The organism is Myxococcales bacterium (assembly GCA_016703425.1).
Lineage (GTDB): Bacteria > Myxococcota_A > Polyangia > Polyangiales > Polyangiaceae > JADJCA01.
Genome location: JADJCA010000008.1, coordinates 68,675 through 84,543 on the forward strand (window position 1 = coordinate 68,675; position 15,869 = coordinate 84,543).

The following is a 15,869-nucleotide window of genomic DNA, read 5'->3' on the forward strand; positions in this document are numbered from 1 at the left end:
AGCTGGGGAGCCGCGGCCGGATCGCCGCCTATCCATCTGGGCGCGGTCCGGGCGCCGACACGGGTAGATGCGGGCCCCTCTGTGGGGGACCATTACGGCATGAGCGTTGCGTACGAACGCCTACATGCGCTCCCTCCGCTGGCTCCCCGTTCTGGTCTTCACGTCCCTCGCGCTCCCGAGCTCCGTCGGCTGTTCCTCGACGAGCGAAGAGGAGGTGAGCGAAGACGACGCGGCGCTCACCACGGCCGAGTCGCTCCAAGACGAGGTGCGCCTCCTTGGCGGTTCGCCGGAAGAGGTCGCACAGCTCTTCCGTCTCGTCGACAAGCGGATTGCCGACCTCGAAGCGAAGAAGGCAGCGTCGAAGGTCCAGGCAAAGGCCGACGTCGAGGCCTACTCCGGAAACCAGTGGGCACGCTCCTTCTTCCGGCAGGATGAGAAGGAGGCGGCCATCGATGCGCGCGCCTCCGACATCTTCGATCGCCCCGAGCGCCGCGCCCTCGCCGGCGCGAAGACGCAACGGCAGCTCGTCGACGAGCTCGGGAAGCTCCTCGCCGCCGGCACCGCCGGTTCGCTCGACGAGCCCACAGCGCGCGCCGCGTACATCCGGCGCGGCTACGTCGAGATCGCCATCGCCATTCAACTCACCGATGAGAGCGGTTTCGGCGGCCAGCTCGTCGCGCGCATCCAGCACATCCTTCAGAAGACCTTCCCCTGGCTCGGCAAGATGTTCAAAGGCATGAAGCGCGATCGGCCCGCCGCGGGCCTCGAAGGCGAAGCCGTCAACATCGACCGGAGCGGCCCCGAAGATCAACTCTGGAAGAAGGATCCCATCAACTCGACCGTGTGGCACCCGCGTAGCGCCGCCGACATCACCCCCGCGAACCTCTACCGCGGGCCATGGTTCAACGGCACCTCGGTGCCGCGCACGCCCAAGCCCGGCGAGCTCTGGAAGCTCGCTGGCTTCCGCAGCCAAGCGTCCGATGGCTCGCACCCGTCGATCGACATCATCAACGGCAGCGATGAAGTGAAACTGAAGTTCCGTGATCAGATGGATGTGTTCGAGGAAGGGCCGAACACGCGAATCATGTGGGCCCTCGGCTACGACACCGATCCGAACTACGTCTTCAAGGAGGTTCGCGTCGAGCCGCGCGTCGTCGTGGCGGCCGCGGCCAGCGTGGAGCGCATCGGTCTCAAGTTCGGCCCCAAAGACGACCGCACAGTGCCGGGCCGTCCGCCGCAAGGGCTCTCGATCACGGTCAACCCCATCAAGAAGGCGCCCGGCGGCGACAACATCACCATTCACTTCCGCGACGGCCACGACGAAACCGGCGACATCGCCCTCGACAGCTTGAAACGCGCCGAAGACGACCGACCGTTCTTGGATTCGATGGAGTTCGTCACGGTCAAGCGCGTCTTCGGTGAAGTCGATGCGCCCAACAAGCGCGACGCCGTGGGGCTTTGGGACTTTGATGGCGACGGGCAAGTCGACACGCGGGAGGTCCGCGCCATTGGGATCATTCTTGGCGCGTGGCTCGGCAACAGCGACGTGAAGTTCAACAACACGCGGCTCGACGTCGAACGGCCCAAGAACGGCGGCGAAGCGAAGTACTTCCACGCCCTCCCCGACGTCGGTCACCTGACGCGCAACTTCGGCTTCACGGTCGACATCGATCCGAAGGCCGGGTTTTTCCACCCCGACATGAACGTTTCGACGGTGCGCGCCTTCGATCGAACGACGCAGAACGACGCGAAGTGGGCCGTCGCCAAGCTGGCTTCGCTGAGCGAAGAGCAGATCGTCGCCTCCGTCGCCGCCGGCGCCTTCAACGACGAAGCGCTCGCGCTCTACGCCGAGAAGCTGGTTGCGCGGCGCGACGCGCTGGTGCGCATGTTCGGCCTCGAGGGCGAGTTTGCCCTCCTGCGCCCGAACGGTCCGAACCAAACGCCGCCGCCGCGCCGCTTCACCGGCGCAGAGTGACGCGACGAGAGCGACGGCGCCGAGCGCGGTGAAGAGCTGATCGTTGCCCGCGAATGGGACGATTTGTCCCGTCCCGATTCTTTCCGAAAACGGGATCCGCGGAGCCAACACTCGACGAGTCACCGCGCCACGAATTCCGCGGGGACGGCGCTCTGCTCATGCTGGCAGGCACCTTGCAGCTTTCGCTGCCATGAAGCCCGCCTCAACACCATCGCCCATTGGCGTCGCGCTCGCCTTCGCGCTTGGGACCTTCGCGTGCAGCGCCGCCCCCGCGGAGGACGCGACGGAAGACTCGGCGCTCGTCGCCGAAGGCAATGCCGTCAAGCCGACGCCGCGCGCCGTCGTGAAGGTGCTGTGGCGCGACGGGGTCACCAACGACTGGCTCGCAAAAGAGCCGTCGTCGCTCGATGGCGCGCCCATCGGCACCGCCTTGCCGCGCGTCCGTGAGGTCTACGCGCGGCTCTTCGCGCGACTTGCCACCTCGAAGTCTCCCCCGTCGGTGGTGCTGGTCAACGTCGCGCGAACCGCTGACCAAGAGCGCCACGCGACCGACGCCGCCCTCGCCAAGGCGATGTCATCGGCCCCCTTTCCCTTCGTGCTGCCGGTGCTGCCCGACAAGGCGCCCGACGCACTCCTCTACGGCATCCCGCAGGTCAACGTGGGGCATGACCGCGCGTTCTTTCAGTGCCTCGAAATCCTCACTCCAGACGGTTCGACGACCTGTCAGCGTGGTGCGAAGGTCACGCCTCTCGGACCGCTCGCGTTCCCGGCCGACGCTTCCGGTGCCGCCACGGTGCCGCCGGCGCCGTTCCCAAGCACCGTCGTGGCCGCAGCAGCGTTCCGCGCGGTCCGTCTCGGATCGCTCGACCTTTCGAAGCCCCTCGGTCGCGAGCGACTCGACGCGATGGCGGCGTCGCTCGCGCCGCTCATCGAGGAGACCGACGCCATCACTTCGAGTGGCGCCAAGGGGTCGCACCGTTCGGGCGTAGTCGCGAGAGCGCTCGCCATGCCGAGCCCATTATCCTTCTCGCAAGTGCTCACGAGCGACGAGGTCCTCGAATCGCTCGGCGGGAGCGTCGTCATTGTGGGTGGTTCAGCCGATTCCGCCGACGACCAGTGGTTCGGCCCGAACCAACCAAAGGGCGGTTCAACGCTCACCATGGCCGCCGATCTGCAGCGGATGCTGCAGATCGCTGTCAAAGACTGATCCAACCAACAGACGAGAGAGCCGGGGTCACCCGCGCTCCGCGTCCGCGCCTCACCGCTTCGCGTCGACAGCCATTCCCACTCCTTCTGAGAAGAACGCTCGCCAACGCGGGAAGACCCTGTCGTAGAGCTTCAGGCGCTTCTCCTCACGAGCCATTCGCTCCTTGTCGCTGACCTTCTTTGCCGACGGGCCCTGTGGTTCAGGCGGAGACGCCGGCCAACTCAGGATGTCCCCGCACTCGAAGCAGAGGTTGATGCTCGCCACAGGCGTATCGCCGTCGAAGAGCACGACGGCGTGGCGCGGGAACGGACACTTCGACACCAAGAGCTCGCCCTCCGACGCCGCGAGCAACGACACGGCTTCCTTGCCCTGCGCGACGGTGACGGCCCTGCGCTCGACCACGTGAGGACTCCACCCGCGGTCGTCGTAGGCGTGAAGGGGCACGTCGGGGCGCATCGCAAAGACGTTGAACGACACCGCCTCGGCCCGCGACCACGCGTGGAACGGCCACACGCTTCCGGTGCGCGAGACGGCAGCGGGCGGCGACGCCGGGCCACCATCGGCCGGCCCACGGGCACCACTCCGCACGACCGAGCCGGCATCAACTCCCAGCTCAACGGGCGACGCCGTGGCGACGGGCGCCGTTGACTCGGGCGTCGGCGGACGCATCGACTTCGACGCATCGACGGCGCCACACGCAAGCAAGAAGGACGCTGCGACGGCTACGGGCGAGCGGACATGAAGCATCCCGGGAAGGTAACGCGTGCGACGGCGCGCTGGCGCCTTCGACGCGGAATTGGCCGCGGATCGCGCGTCTAAGACTGCGTTTTTGGGGCATATACGCGCGCTTCACGGAAACAATTCGGCGGCCGAATAGCGCGCCATGCGTGGTGTGCCATAGGTCGCGTCATGTCGTTCCGATACGCCTACGTGCCCGTCGCGTTCGTCGCTCTCGCCTTGGCCGCATGTTCGTCGGCGGAGGACTCGGGAGGCGAGGGCGAGAGCGCCGACGAGCTTCGACGAGGGCAGACGTCGCTCAGGATTCCGCTCCTCGACGGGCGAGGAGAGCTCCTGAGCTCTCACAACGCGGCGCTCGCGAGCAAAGGTCTCGCGCCCATCACGGCGGACTTCATCGAGTTCGACTCATCGCGTCCGGAGACGGGCCTCGCCAAGTGGTGGGCCGCCAGCGCCATCGTCGACGACGCTCAAGTGAAGGGACTCGACCTTGAGATGCGCTCGCTCGGCGAGCCCCATGAATACGTTCGCCACGACGCCAAGGGCATGTGCTGGAAAGGCCAAGCCAAGAAGGCCGTCGAGCTGGTCTCCCGCCTCAGCGACTCAGTCTTCTCCGACCAGCTCACGGTGCACGGTTGGCGATACAAGACCCAGAAGGAGCTGGCTGACAACGTTGACGACTCGGCGATGCCCACCATCTGGAACCAGTGGCGTGGCACCGGCGAAGCCATCTTGATGATCACCGCGTCGAGCGACGACGGCGGTGAGACCAACGTCGGCCTCATCCCTAAGTGCCGCTGACGCGCGGCGCCACGGACATCCCCAGGTTGCCGTGAAGCAACGGTGCCGGAGCGCGCGCGGCGGCCCCTGATCGACCTCTTACCCCGCCCGAGGCCCCTGCTAGGCTCGGACGTACCGTGTCCTTCTCGCGCTCTGCACGGGCGATGCTCGTCGCCTCCTTCGCCATGCTCCTGGCATGCGGGCAGCCGGACGCGCCGCTTCGCACCGAGTTTGGGCAGCAGGCCATCGTCGGTGGCATCGCCGCACCAGATGAAACGGCCATCGTGCTCATCGTCTACGACGATGACACGACGTCGTTCTGCTCCGCCGTTGTCATCGCGCCCAACCTGCTCATGACGGCGCGTCACTGCGTGACCGACGTTGGCTCAGGCATCCGAACGTCTTGCGCGGGCGCAGTCACCACTTCGTCGCCACCTTACTTTGACGAGATGCGTCCCTTCCGCATCGGCGTGGTTACGGATGGCTCGGCATTGGCGAACGCGCGGGTCAAACCCGCCACGCGTGGCCGCCGGGTGTTTCACCCGGCCTCGAACGACCGCTGCAGCCCCGACGTGGCCCTCGTCGAGCTAGAGGCCCCGCTCTCCGTACCGGCGGTTCGGCTCGAACTCGCGACGCGGCCGAACGTTGGGCAATCCGTGAGTGTGGTCGGGTACGGCTCCGCAAACGGCCGCTCTGTAACCCCGCCGACGCGTCGCAAACGAGATGTGATCGTCCGCGCCTACCCAGCGTCGGGAATCGGGACCGCGACCACTGGCGTGTGCGATGGCGACAGCGGAGGGGGTATCCTCGCCGCGGACGGCACGCTCGTCGGCATCACCTTCGCTGGCGTGGCGGAAGCCTCGAATTGCAACGGGGATACGGGATTCGTTCCCTTGCCGGATGTCGCCGATCTGGTGCGGTTCGCGCTGCAGGAGACGGGAAACGTCGCAGACGCTCCGGCCGGAGCGCCGGAGGGCGGCGCCCCGCCGCAGCCCGCGCCTCCCACGGACGCTGGCTCCGGCTGTTCGTTAGCGCCCCCCAACGAGCCTCGCGGTTCACTCGCGCTGCTGGCCCTCGCGGCGCTCTTCGGTCTGGCGCGGCGCCGGCGGGACGCTTGCGCCGCGATCGCGACGTGCTCGGTCGCGAGCGGGCTTCTGGTGGCGGCGTGCAGCGCGAGCGACAACGTCGAGCCGACGGGCGTCGACGCGGGACCGGACGGAGCACCGGCCCCCGCCAGACCGGACGGGTCGCTCGTCGCCGACGTGTATGTGTCCGGCGCGGTGGGCGACAAGTGCACGCCCATCAACGTCCCGATGGACGTCTTCCCTGCTTCGCGTCCGCTGTTGCGCTCCCCCGACGCATGCTCCGCGGCAGACATCGCCGCCTTCGCCAAGGCCTGCGCCTCGTTTGCGGTTCCCTGGAACGACGCCTGCTTTACCTTCGTCGAGGGGCACACGGACTGCGCCGCCTGCACCCATGCGGCCGCGTTTGGCGCGGCGTGGGGACCCATCCTCAATGTCTCGTGGCAGGTCTGGGTTCCCAACGTCGGCGCAGCACTGCTCCGAAAAGGCGTGTCTGCTTCGTGTGCCGCGGCGACCACGCGCGAAACCGTTTGCGCAAACGCCGCTTGCACCTGCGGCGGACAGGCGAGCCCTCAGACCGAATGTCAAGGCGAGGCCCTCAAGACAACGTGCAAGACCCTTGTCGCCGAGACCGCGGCAGCGTGCACCGACGTGGAGCGGGCGACGACCGTGAGCGTGAAAAGGAACTGGGCCGCGGAACTTGCGGGACTCGCGACCGCGGCCTGCGGTGCAGAGGTCGACGGCGGTGCGGCTGACGCCGCACCCACTGACGCCGGAGGCCAGTAACCCCCGGCAGCACCGTCAACGCTTTCTGTTTAAGGCGCCGCGGAAGGACGAGACGCGTTGCCGTTGACCTCTAGACCGACGAGCTCGAGCTCGATGTAGGCGAAGCCTCCGGAAGGCGTCTCCCAACGAGCCTCCCCCGCGGACATCACGCGGCGCGGGCCGATGGCGCGATACCCGCGCACCGGCGTCGTCCAGCGCCTTTGCGTGAACGTCTTTCCGTCGCTCGAAGCGGCCAGTCGGTCGTCCGAGACGAAGTCGACGAGATCGAAGGCCGCGTCGAACACGAGCTCGGCGGCGATTGTCTCCGTGCCGCGCGTGTAACGGGCACGGGCGCGGTGGTCGTCGATGGCTTCCCACACAATGGTGCGATCCGTGAGACGCGACGGCGCGAGGAAGCAGAGATCGTTGAAGAGGGTTACGGTCTCACCGCGATTCATCGCTGGGCCCTTCGCGTCGACGAGCTGCACGAGCGACAGTAGGCGAACCCTAAACGTCGCCGCCTCGCCAACGAACCGATGAAAGACATCGACGGGCAGGTGCTTCATCGTCGCGTCCATGAAGAAGAGGCGCGACGGCAGCGGCGAGTCGTAGACGTTGACCTGCTCGGCGCGAAACGGCATCCAAGGCTCCGTCTCGCCGCCCCGGATGCGGCCTCGCCACGAGGCGCGAAAGTCCGCGACCTGAGGCTGGCCAACGGCCCCCGATCGCCTCACGTAGTTTCGTACCGGCTCGGGTAGCAGGCGCAGGTCGTCGTCGACAACCGTGACCGGCGCCGGAGCTCGCGCGAGCGCTGCGCTGCATTCGCGACGGTACGCGGCGCGCATGCTCCACGGCCCCTGCGACGCGAAGCTCCAAATCGCCGCGAAGAGAATCACCACGTTCGCCGCCGTGCCGAACTTCGCATCGCGCCACGCCGAGGCGATCACGACCTCGGAGACGACGGCGGCGAGGGCGCCCACGACCCAGAACTCGCGGGGCGCGACGACGAACGCCGCCGCGGACGCAAGCACGAGGAGGGCCGCCGTCAACCAGAGGAGCCCAGCGCCCTTGGAAATCGGCTGGGTTAGCTGCGGCAGCGCGGCGAACGAGAAGGCCTTGGCGACGCCCAGCAGGTGGACGAGTCCGTGAAGGACGATGAACGCTACGAGGAGCCAACGCATGGGCGCCTTGCGATGTGCACGAACGGTGCCGACGGCTTGGCGCCGAACCGCCCCGGCCCGCGAGGCTGCTGCGCGCAGGGACCGCGCCATGACGAAGGCGCTGCGCGATCACCGCGGTCGTGCGAGCACCAAGTGGCGACAAGCGCTAGGGTTTGGCGCATGAGTGTTGAAGACATCGCCCGAGCGAAGGGCGCGCTCGAGGAAGGGCAGTTTCGCGTCGTCGTGTTCGAAGCCGACGGGCGCACCACGGTTCGCGACTTCGCATCGTGCAAGCTCGCAACGCAATACGCCGACGACGTCGCCTCGGAGGGAGAGCCCGCCAGCGCAACGGTCTTTGACGCTCACTTCCGCTGCGTACGGGGAGGCAGACACTTCGGCGCCTCGAAGTAGATCGAGTCCGCATCGCCCGCGGCGGCGGAGTTGCGCCATCGCTCGGCTATTCGTTCCATCCGTTGCCGGCGCGACGAAGCCGAGCCTCGAAGACGAAGGTACCGAAGGGCAGGAGGCCGGCGACGAAGCCCCAGGCGGCACGCGCCTTGGGCCAACCGCGCGAGGCCGCGTCGATGAGCATCCACGAGTAGGCGACGAAGAGGAGCCCGTGGCACATGCCGATCACGCGCACCGCGAGCGGCATCCCGGCGAAGTACTTGAGCGGCATCGCCACACCCAAGAGCAGCACGAACGACGCGCCCTCCGCTCTCGCAACCAACCGAAACCACCGAAGCCACGACGCTGAGAGATCTTCCACGAGCAGCACCTTAGCGGGTCCGGTCGTGTCTCGCTGACGTAGCGCGCCCCGGGACGACTACCACGCCTTGACAATGACCGTCTGCGTCTCGGTGCGACCACCGGGAACGGTTGTCGTTCGAATGCCGCCCGTTAGGCTGGCGCAGCGCGCGCCGAGGACGCCCGAGAAGCGTGGCGTTGTCTTGTCGAACGTGCCCGTGAGTTGGCTATCGCACTGGTCGCTGTCGATCGCCGTCGCGCCGCGACGGACCACCGTGGCGCGCTGCCAGTCATCGCACCGCACACGGCCCTGAGAGACGCTGCAAACCGTCGTCGCCGTGCAGTCCTCCGTGACCCGCAGACCACCTTGATGGAACGTGCCGAAGGGACCGTCGTTGTCGACGAGCAAGAGCGCCTCGGTGCTGCTGCCGGGCGCGTATCCGACCACAAGCTTGTTGCCGTTGCGGCTCTCCCGGCCGAGTTCGCGCCAGGGGGAGCACTGCGTACCTTTGCAGTCTCGCTCGAGCGTGACGCGGTCGAAGGCGCCGTGATCGCCACGTAGCGGGGCACCGGCATTGGCGACGCAGGAGGTCGTGTCGAGCGCGGACGCGACGGAGCGCACCACCACGTCGAAGACGCTCACGCCGAGGATCCCGATGGTGAGGGTGGAATCGGTAAGTTTGTGGCGCAGCCTCGCGTCCTTGGTCGTCGCGTCGGCGTCGTCGTTCGACGCGAGCACGGGCCGGGTGAGGCGCTCGTAGCAGTGCTTGCGGAGAACGTCGTGGGAGACCTCCCGGCACTTCGCCAGCTCCACGGGGTCGACGGAGCCGAGCACGACCACCGCGGGGTTGGCGGTGGGCCCGCGGCCCGAGACGACGATGTCGACCTCGTCGCCGAGGGTCGCCGAGAGCGTCAGCGTGGTGACCGACACGCCGTACTGAATCGGCCGGTAGACCTTCGTCTGCTGCTGGTTGTAGCGGAGGGTGCCCGCCGACCCGAGCTGAGCCGAGCGAAATGAGGTTGGAATGGTCACCGGCGATGCTGGATTCGTGGCGAGTGCGCCTTCGCTCTCATCGCCATCGCCGGAGGAAGCCGGGGGCGATGCACAGGCGCCAACAAAAGCGATGACCAACGGCAAGCTAAGGGTCTTCATGCCGACGGCGAAGCGAGGACCGTGCCATCCGTCGCGAGCCGGCGCGCGTGTTGCGGCCCGCGACTTTTGCCGTCACGTCGCGGGTATCGGCGCATCTCGGACGCTCCACACGACGTGAATCGAGGCGCCTGCGCAAACCGCGATCTCAAAGGACGCGGATGGTGACCTCAGGCGCTGGCGACCCCACCCGAGAGAACCTCACGACCCTCGCGACGGGTCCACCACGAGCATCGCTCTTCGGAGGCCGGTTCAGCGACGCTGCGACTTGTCGCCTTCGCGGAGCCGCTTGAGCTTGTGGTAGAGCGTGCTGCGGGGAATGCCGAGGCTGAGCGCAGCCCGCTCGACGTGCCCGCCAGCGTCACGGAGCGCCGCCTCGATGTGCGCTCGCTCCATGTCGTCCAGCGTCTGACCCGCGAACGCGCGGGGCACGCGCGGCGCGTCCGTGGAGACATCGAAACGAACATCTTCGCCACGAATGGCTCGACCGCTAGCGAAGATGACCGCGCGCTCAAGGACGTTCTTGAGCTCGCGCACGTTGCCGGGCCAATCGTGCTCGAGAAGCTTTGCCTCGGCGTCGCTCGCCAATTCGAGCGTGGCGTCAGCGCCCAGGGTGGCCAAAAGCTCCCGAATGATGGCGGGCAGGTCCTCGCGTCGTTCGCGGAGCGGCGGCACCGAGAGCGTGACGGTGCTCAGCCGGTAGAAGAGATCAGCGCGAAAGAGGCCGTCTCGAACCGCTTGGCCGAGCTCATGTTGGGTCGCCGCCACGATGCGCACATCGACGGCTCGCTCGCGAACGTCGCCGACGCGACGGAAGCACTTGTCCTCGAGAACCTTGAGGAGCTTTGGCTGCACCGAGGGGTCGAGATCGCCGACTTCGTCGAGGAAGAGCGTCCCTCGGTGCGCGCTCTCCACGAGGCCAAGCTTGGCCAATTCGGCGCCCGTATGGGCTCCACGCTCGCGCCCGAAGAGCTCGCTTTCCACGAGCTCCCTGCTGAGGCCCGCGCAGTTGACCTCCACGAAGGGCTCCTTGCGGCGCGCCCCGTTTTGGTGGAGCCACCGGGCCAAGAGAGTCTTGCCGACACCGGTCTCGCCGACGATCAAGGCGGGGCGGTCGCTCGCTGCGACCCTCGCGGCAAGCTCGCTCAGCTCCCGCGCGGCGCGGCCGGTGCCGACGAACGGGGCCACCTGCGCCTTGAGCGTCGTCGTCGAGTGCTTTCGCGCGTCGCGCTCCGTTTCGACCATGCGACCGATGACGCCGAGCAACGTCGGCAGGTGCACAGGCTTCGTGAGCACGTCTGTGGCGCCCTCACGCATCGCGCGGACCGCGAGCTCCACGGAGCCGTGGGCCGTGACGAGGACGAACGGTATCCGGGCGTTGGCCTCCTTGAGCTTCTCAAGAATGGTGAAAGCGTCGCCGTCGGGGAGGCGCCAGTCCAAGACCAGAGCTTCCGGATCGTTGCCCTCGAGGCAATAGGCGATGGCGTCGCCGCAGGATTCGACCTGGTGGACGGTGACACCTTGGGCCGCGAGATAGCGGCATATGCCGAAGCGGACGTTCGCGTCGTCCTCGACCACCAAGACCCGCGGCACCGGCTCGTCGCCGGCCACGCCAAGCGGAGTTCGCCCGACCATCAGAGGTTGCCTCCAATGCCTCGTACTATCAGCGAGAGCACGACGCCGCCAGCAGGGGAATTCTGCGCCGTGATTTCGCCGCCGTGCTGGAGCGCGATGCGCTGCGCTTTTGCAAGGTTCCAGACGGTGCCCTTGCCTTGCTGAGCGAACGCTGGCTCAAAGCCCTGGCACGCCTCCAGGCTCTTGCCGTTGTCGCAGACCGAGAAGCGCAGGCTTCGCTGGCCGTCGGCAACGCGTTCATCAACCTGGAGGTCCACGGCCGCCTTCGAGCGCAAAATCGCGCACTCCAGCAGCGTGGCGAGGGCCACGCCAAGGCGCTCGGCATCCAGCATCGCGGGAGAGAGAGAGGCGCCCGAGAGCCGCAGCTCGACGCCTCGCGACTTGGCCAGGCCCGCCACACTGTCCACAGCCGAAGCGGCGACATGCATCGGCAAAACCGACCGCGGCTCCAATGCGGCGGGGCGCGCATAGTCCGCGAGTTGGTCCGTCAGAACCCGCAGCCGCGCCAGCGGCTGGGTCATCATCTCGGAGTACTCGGCGCCGAGCGCGCTGCCGCCGAAGTCGACCTGGAAGGCCTCGAGCGTGGCGGAGATGCCAAAGACCGCGTTGCGCGACTCGTGCACGAACGCCGTCAAAACGTCTTCGGTGCGAAAGACCGTTGCCCCCGTGTCACTCGGCGAAGGCCAATCGAGGGGCGAGCGAGGAAGCATGGACGGCGGACTCCTTGTGAGACCCAAGGTTCGAAGGTCAGACTATGCAGAACGGGCCACTTCGTCGACAAACGCCGCGCTCCGGGTGCTCACCGCGCGGCGGTGAGATCCATGGGGCACACCCGCCCGCTCCCCCGGATGTGGCTCGTCGATCCACCGAAATACCTCCCGGTAAGCCGTCCCCCAGGCGCCCTGCTCGCGCTGCGCGCTGGCATAGGCCGTGCTCGAGCAATTCCATGCGCCTCCTTAACTTGAAACTCACCGCCCTGGCCGCCCTCGCGGCGTCCGCCGTGCTGGCGTGCAGCACCTCCCCCGCCGAAGACTCCGACGAGGAGACCGTCGATGAAGGCGCCCTCGTGGACGTGGCCGTCGCCGACGAGTCGCCGGACGTGCTCATCAAAGATGCGCGCACGCTGACGAAGCTTGAAGACCGGTTCGGGCTCGCCAAAATGCTCCGCGGCTCAGGGGTCACCGTGAAAGAGCTCCACGACGCGTCGCCCATCTACCGCGACGTCGTGGCGTCGGTCGCCGAGACCGTGAATGCGCTCAAGGCTCGCGACAAGAGCAGCGGCGTCGGCACCGCCTTCGCGCATCGACTCTTCGATGCGCGCTGGCTCTCGTCGCCGCAGGTGCGCTTCGAGCTCACGGGCATCGCCAACCGCATCGATCTCAAGCACCGCGGTGGCTGCGGCGAGGTCCACTTCGTCTACCGCCTCGCGTACACGACGTACTCGAAGCCCGGGAACACTGCGTCACGCATCGACTCGCGCCTGCCGATGACGCTCAACCTGCTGGCGCCGTTGCCCGACGACGGGCAAGGCTGCGCGACGACGGCTTCGAAGTGGCTCACGCTGCGTAGCGCTCCTGATGTGGCCGCCGCCGCCGCCGCCGGCCCGCTCGCGGGTCTCGTCGTGAACCGCCTCGAGACCAACTTCCAGCTCGTGCGTTGGCCCGCCACGGTTCGACGCGACATGGGCGGCCACGCCGAGTATGCGCTCCGCGCCTTCAGCCTGGACCCGAGCGGCCTCAAGCCGATCCCGCTCGACGACACGCCCCGCACCAACCTCTCGGCCGAGGAGAAGGCCGAGCTGCGCGAGTGGATCAAGGGCAACTTGGCCGCCATTGACCAGGGCACGGCGACGGTGCCGACGAAGTTCCTCGCGCAAGAGACCGTGAGCGTCGCGCCTCGGGCCGCCGCGCGGCTCGGCAACAAGCCGTTCTCCGCGTTGTTCCGCGAGAGCGATCTCTCCGATCTACCGCTCGGTGGCACGGAGCGCGTTCGCTCCGCCGGCGCCCTCCTCCATCGCCTCGACGGCATGACCTGCAACGGGTGCCACCAATCGCGCGGCATCGCCGGCTTCCACTTGCTCGGGGAAGAGCGCGTGGGCACGGCTCGCCTCAACGCCCTCGCGGTGGGCGGCTCTGCTCACCTGATGGAGATCGTCCCGTGGCGGAAGCAGTTTCTGGAGGCAACCTCAAAGCGAGGCCAGCCGCTCGGGAGGCCTCACGCGGATCGCCCCAACGAGCTCGTGGCCGGTACCTACGGCTCGCACTGCACGTTGGGCAAGGACGTCGGCTTCGCGGCGTGGGCGTGCGCGCCCGGCCTCTTCTGCAAGGACGTGAACGACGACACGCTGGGGCACTGCTTGGCTGGCGAGAAGGCGCCGGCCATCGGCGACGCGTGCGAGGCGAGCCGCATCACGCAGACGCTCGACCCCATGCTCGATCGGCTCACGGGGCGCGATCTCGCGTGCGGCGGCGGAGCCAACTGCAGCTCCGCCCACGGCGACGTGGACAAGCTCAACGGCGGGTTCCCCGACGGCACCTGCCGACAGAACTGCACGAACCTTGGCGACCTCTCCGCCGACAAGACCGTCATTTGTGGCGGCGTGCCCAGCGGCGGCGGACGCTTCGGCGGCATCAACAAGTGCCTCTTCGAGCTAAAGATGCCGTTCACCGTGTGCCTCGAAGACGACGCTCGCCCATCGCTCATCCGCGCGTGCGGACAGAAAGCCCCGTGCCGCGACGACTACGTCTGCGCGCGCGTCTTGCCGCGGGGACGTGACGGCAAGGAGCTCGAAGAGAAGGACGCCACCATGGGCGCGTGCATGCCGCCGTACTTCGTCTTTCAGGGCCGCGTCGACGGCCACGTGCTCTACGAGTAGAGCGCCTTTGACACGGTGAATGCGCGGCACGGACGCGTGCTGCGCCTAGCCGCGCGCCCCGGCTCGTTCGCGGTCTCGGCGACGACGACGCCGACGCCAAAGAACGAAAGCGAGCACCACGAACCCGAGAGCGACGAGCGCCACCAGGTACGGCACGAGGAGCGCGATCAGCGAGGTGGCCACGGCGACGATGTCCTCGAGGACGCTGACGACGGGCGCTCCCAATCCCAGCGTCGACGCGTTTACGGCGGGGCGAGCCGCTGCTTTGACGCTGTGAACGCTGAAGGCCGTCACGAGCCCGGCGGCGAGGGTAAGCCACCCGGGAGCGTCGGCGATGGCCCCCGTCGCAGCGCCGAACGCTAGTGCGCCGGCGGCGGGACGCACCACGGTCTGAACGAGATCGTTGACGTGGTCGGCGCCGGGCACCTTGTCGACGATCACCTCGACCGTCAGCAGAACTCCGATGGCCACTAGAGCCCATGTGCTCGCCAAGAGGTCGAACGGCGGTGCGAGGTGCACGAGCCCCAACCGCGCGAGCACGGCGATGGCCATCAGCGGAACGTAGGCGTTGAGGCCCGCGGCGCCCGCGAGGCCGAAGGCCGTCAAGAACGCGGTCATCGAGGCGAAGCATACCTGGGCGGGCCCATCCCGCGGCCGGAGAACCGAGCGCGTCGGGGATCGCGCTTCACCCCAAGGGCGGCGCGCGTCAGGGATAGATCCGCGGCCACTTGTTCTCGTTCGTCTCCTTGCCGTTGCATTCTCGCTGCTCCCGAAGCTCGCGGAGAACGGCGCGCGTGCCAACGATTGCGTAACGCGCCATCGAGCCGCAGTCGCCGGGGCCCCGGTAGCGTGTCCAGGTGCGAAGCTCGCGCTTCTTGGCGTCATAGTCGGCGAAGTTCGAGACCGTGAACGTGGTGGTGAGCGTGCCTCGCCGCTCGCCGGGGACCTTGAAGCGAAGACGCGTCGCCTTTGGTGCGCCGCCGTCGACACCGTCTTCGAGGACGAAGAGCTCGGCCTCTCCCTGGTACGCGCCGAGCGTGCAGAGGACCGTGCCGAGCCAACGACCCGGCCCGAGCTTGGTGAACGTCAGGCTTCCCGTGCCCTCGATGGCACTGTGGTCGTGGGACACCTCACACTCTTCGGACCAACCGACCACGCCGTACCAGGCCTTGCGGTCGGCACACGTGAGCTCGTCGCGCTTGGTCAGGTCGGCCGGCCCCGCGCAAGGGTCGACCGGTGCCGCGGCGTCTCGGGCGACTGCGCCGGCGTCGGCGGCGCCCTTCGACGGCGCGGAGCTCGGCGACGCCACCGCCATCCCCGCGGCCGCCGTCGCAGCGGTCACCGCCAGAGCGATGGGGAGGCGCTTCATGGCGGATCGGAACGCCGCGCGAGACGCGGGCATTCCGGACTTCGCCTCGTACGCTAACATCCGGCCGTGAGCGCCGACGAGGCGCCGCGGCGCAAGAAGGAAGGCGACCCCCCATGAGTGAGATCAAAGCTGAGCTTGAGAAGAGCGTGGAACGTGCCCAGGCACTCATCGACGACGTCAAGGTGAGGATTCACCTCGCGAGCATGGACGCAAAGGACGAGTGGAACAAGCTCGAGCCGCGCGTCCTCACCGAGCTGGGCGCCGTCAAACGTGACGTCGCGAACGCATCCAAGTCCGCCATCGACGAGCTCGTCGGCGCACTGGAGAAGCTGCGCGCGAAGCTCTGAACGACAGCGCCCCGAGGTCACGAACGACGGCTAGCCGCTGGC

General features: G+C 67.9%; 15 protein-coding genes. 7 read left to right on the plus strand and 8 right to left on the minus strand.

Going from position 1 to position 15,869, the window contains the following annotated elements:
• Window positions 1–124: 124 nt before the first annotated feature.
• Window positions 125–1,975 (plus strand): hypothetical protein, encoded by a 1,851-nt coding sequence (locus IPG50_15275; GenBank protein ID MBK6693548.1) that lies wholly within the window; start codon window positions 125–127, stop codon window positions 1,973–1,975.
• A gap of 190 nt (window positions 1,976–2,165) precedes the next feature.
• Window positions 2,166–3,182: a CHASE2 domain-containing protein gene (locus IPG50_15280; protein ID MBK6693549.1), complete on the plus strand. Its 1,017-nt coding sequence runs from the start codon at window positions 2,166–2,168 to the stop codon at window positions 3,180–3,182.
• A 51-nt stretch (window positions 3,183–3,233) separates the two neighbouring features.
• On the opposite strand, the gene IPG50_15285 is transcribed toward IPG50_15280, so the two are convergent.
• A complete protein-coding gene (locus IPG50_15285; GenBank protein ID MBK6693550.1) occupies window positions 3,234–3,929 on the minus strand; it encodes a hypothetical protein in 696 nt (231 codons plus the stop codon).
• A gap of 162 nt (window positions 3,930–4,091) precedes the next feature.
• On the opposite strand from IPG50_15285, the gene IPG50_15290 reads away from it, so the two are divergent.
• Together IPG50_15290 and IPG50_15295 are read left to right on the plus strand one after the other, a co-directional pair.
• Window positions 4,092–4,718 carry a hypothetical protein gene (locus IPG50_15290; protein ID MBK6693551.1) on the plus strand — a complete coding sequence of 209 codons (627 nt, stop codon included), beginning with the start codon at window positions 4,092–4,094 and terminating at the stop codon, window positions 4,716–4,718.
• Between the two features lie 143 nt (window positions 4,719–4,861).
• A complete protein-coding gene (locus tag IPG50_15295) occupies window positions 4,862–6,565 on the plus strand; it encodes a trypsin-like serine protease (protein ID MBK6693552.1) in 1,704 nt (567 codons plus the stop codon).
• A gap of 29 nt (window positions 6,566–6,594) precedes the next feature.
• On the opposite strand, the gene IPG50_15300 is transcribed toward IPG50_15295, so the two are convergent.
• Entirely contained in the window at window positions 6,595–7,725 is a 1,131-nt protein-coding gene (locus IPG50_15300) for a hypothetical protein (GenBank protein MBK6693553.1), read from the minus strand.
• A 159-nt stretch (window positions 7,726–7,884) separates the two neighbouring features.
• On the opposite strand from IPG50_15300, the gene IPG50_15305 reads away from it, so the two are divergent.
• Window positions 7,885–8,115: a hypothetical protein gene (locus IPG50_15305; protein MBK6693554.1), complete on the plus strand. Its 231-nt coding sequence runs from the start codon at window positions 7,885–7,887 to the stop codon at window positions 8,113–8,115.
• A 46-nt stretch (window positions 8,116–8,161) separates the two neighbouring features.
• Here IPG50_15305 and IPG50_15310 read toward each other — a convergent pair whose 3' ends face one another.
• From IPG50_15310 to IPG50_15325, 4 genes are all read right to left on the minus strand, one after another.
• A complete protein-coding gene (locus IPG50_15310; protein MBK6693555.1) occupies window positions 8,162–8,473 on the minus strand; it encodes a DUF3817 domain-containing protein in 312 nt (103 codons plus the stop codon).
• 57 nt (window positions 8,474–8,530) lie between these two features.
• Complete coding sequence (locus IPG50_15315; GenBank protein MBK6693556.1) at window positions 8,531–9,604, minus strand: hypothetical protein; 1,074 nt, start codon at window positions 9,602–9,604, stop codon at window positions 8,531–8,533.
• Between the two features lie 249 nt (window positions 9,605–9,853).
• Window positions 9,854–11,236 (minus strand): sigma-54-dependent Fis family transcriptional regulator, encoded by a 1,383-nt coding sequence (locus IPG50_15320; GenBank protein ID MBK6693557.1) that lies wholly within the window; start codon window positions 11,234–11,236, stop codon window positions 9,854–9,856.
• Complete coding sequence (locus tag IPG50_15325; protein ID MBK6693558.1) at window positions 11,236–11,871, minus strand: HAMP domain-containing histidine kinase; 636 nt, start codon at window positions 11,869–11,871, stop codon at window positions 11,236–11,238. Before IPG50_15325 ends, IPG50_15320 begins: the two co-directional genes overlap by 1 nt.
• A gap of 311 nt (window positions 11,872–12,182) precedes the next feature.
• On the opposite strand from IPG50_15325, the gene IPG50_15330 reads away from it, so the two are divergent.
• Complete coding sequence (locus IPG50_15330) at window positions 12,183–14,111, plus strand: hypothetical protein (GenBank protein MBK6693559.1); 1,929 nt, start codon at window positions 12,183–12,185, stop codon at window positions 14,109–14,111.
• Between the two features lie 45 nt (window positions 14,112–14,156).
• On the opposite strand, the gene IPG50_15335 is transcribed toward IPG50_15330, so the two are convergent.
• A complete protein-coding gene (locus IPG50_15335; GenBank protein MBK6693560.1) occupies window positions 14,157–14,729 on the minus strand; it encodes a DUF4126 domain-containing protein in 573 nt (190 codons plus the stop codon).
• A gap of 88 nt (window positions 14,730–14,817) precedes the next feature.
• Window positions 14,818–15,480: a DUF1176 domain-containing protein gene (locus IPG50_15340; protein MBK6693561.1), complete on the minus strand. Its 663-nt coding sequence runs from the start codon at window positions 15,478–15,480 to the stop codon at window positions 14,818–14,820.
• 113 nt (window positions 15,481–15,593) lie between these two features.
• On the opposite strand from IPG50_15340, the gene IPG50_15345 reads away from it, so the two are divergent.
• Entirely contained in the window at window positions 15,594–15,827 is a 234-nt protein-coding gene (locus IPG50_15345; GenBank protein ID MBK6693562.1) for a hypothetical protein, read from the plus strand.
• Window positions 15,828–15,869 lie beyond the last annotated feature (42 nt).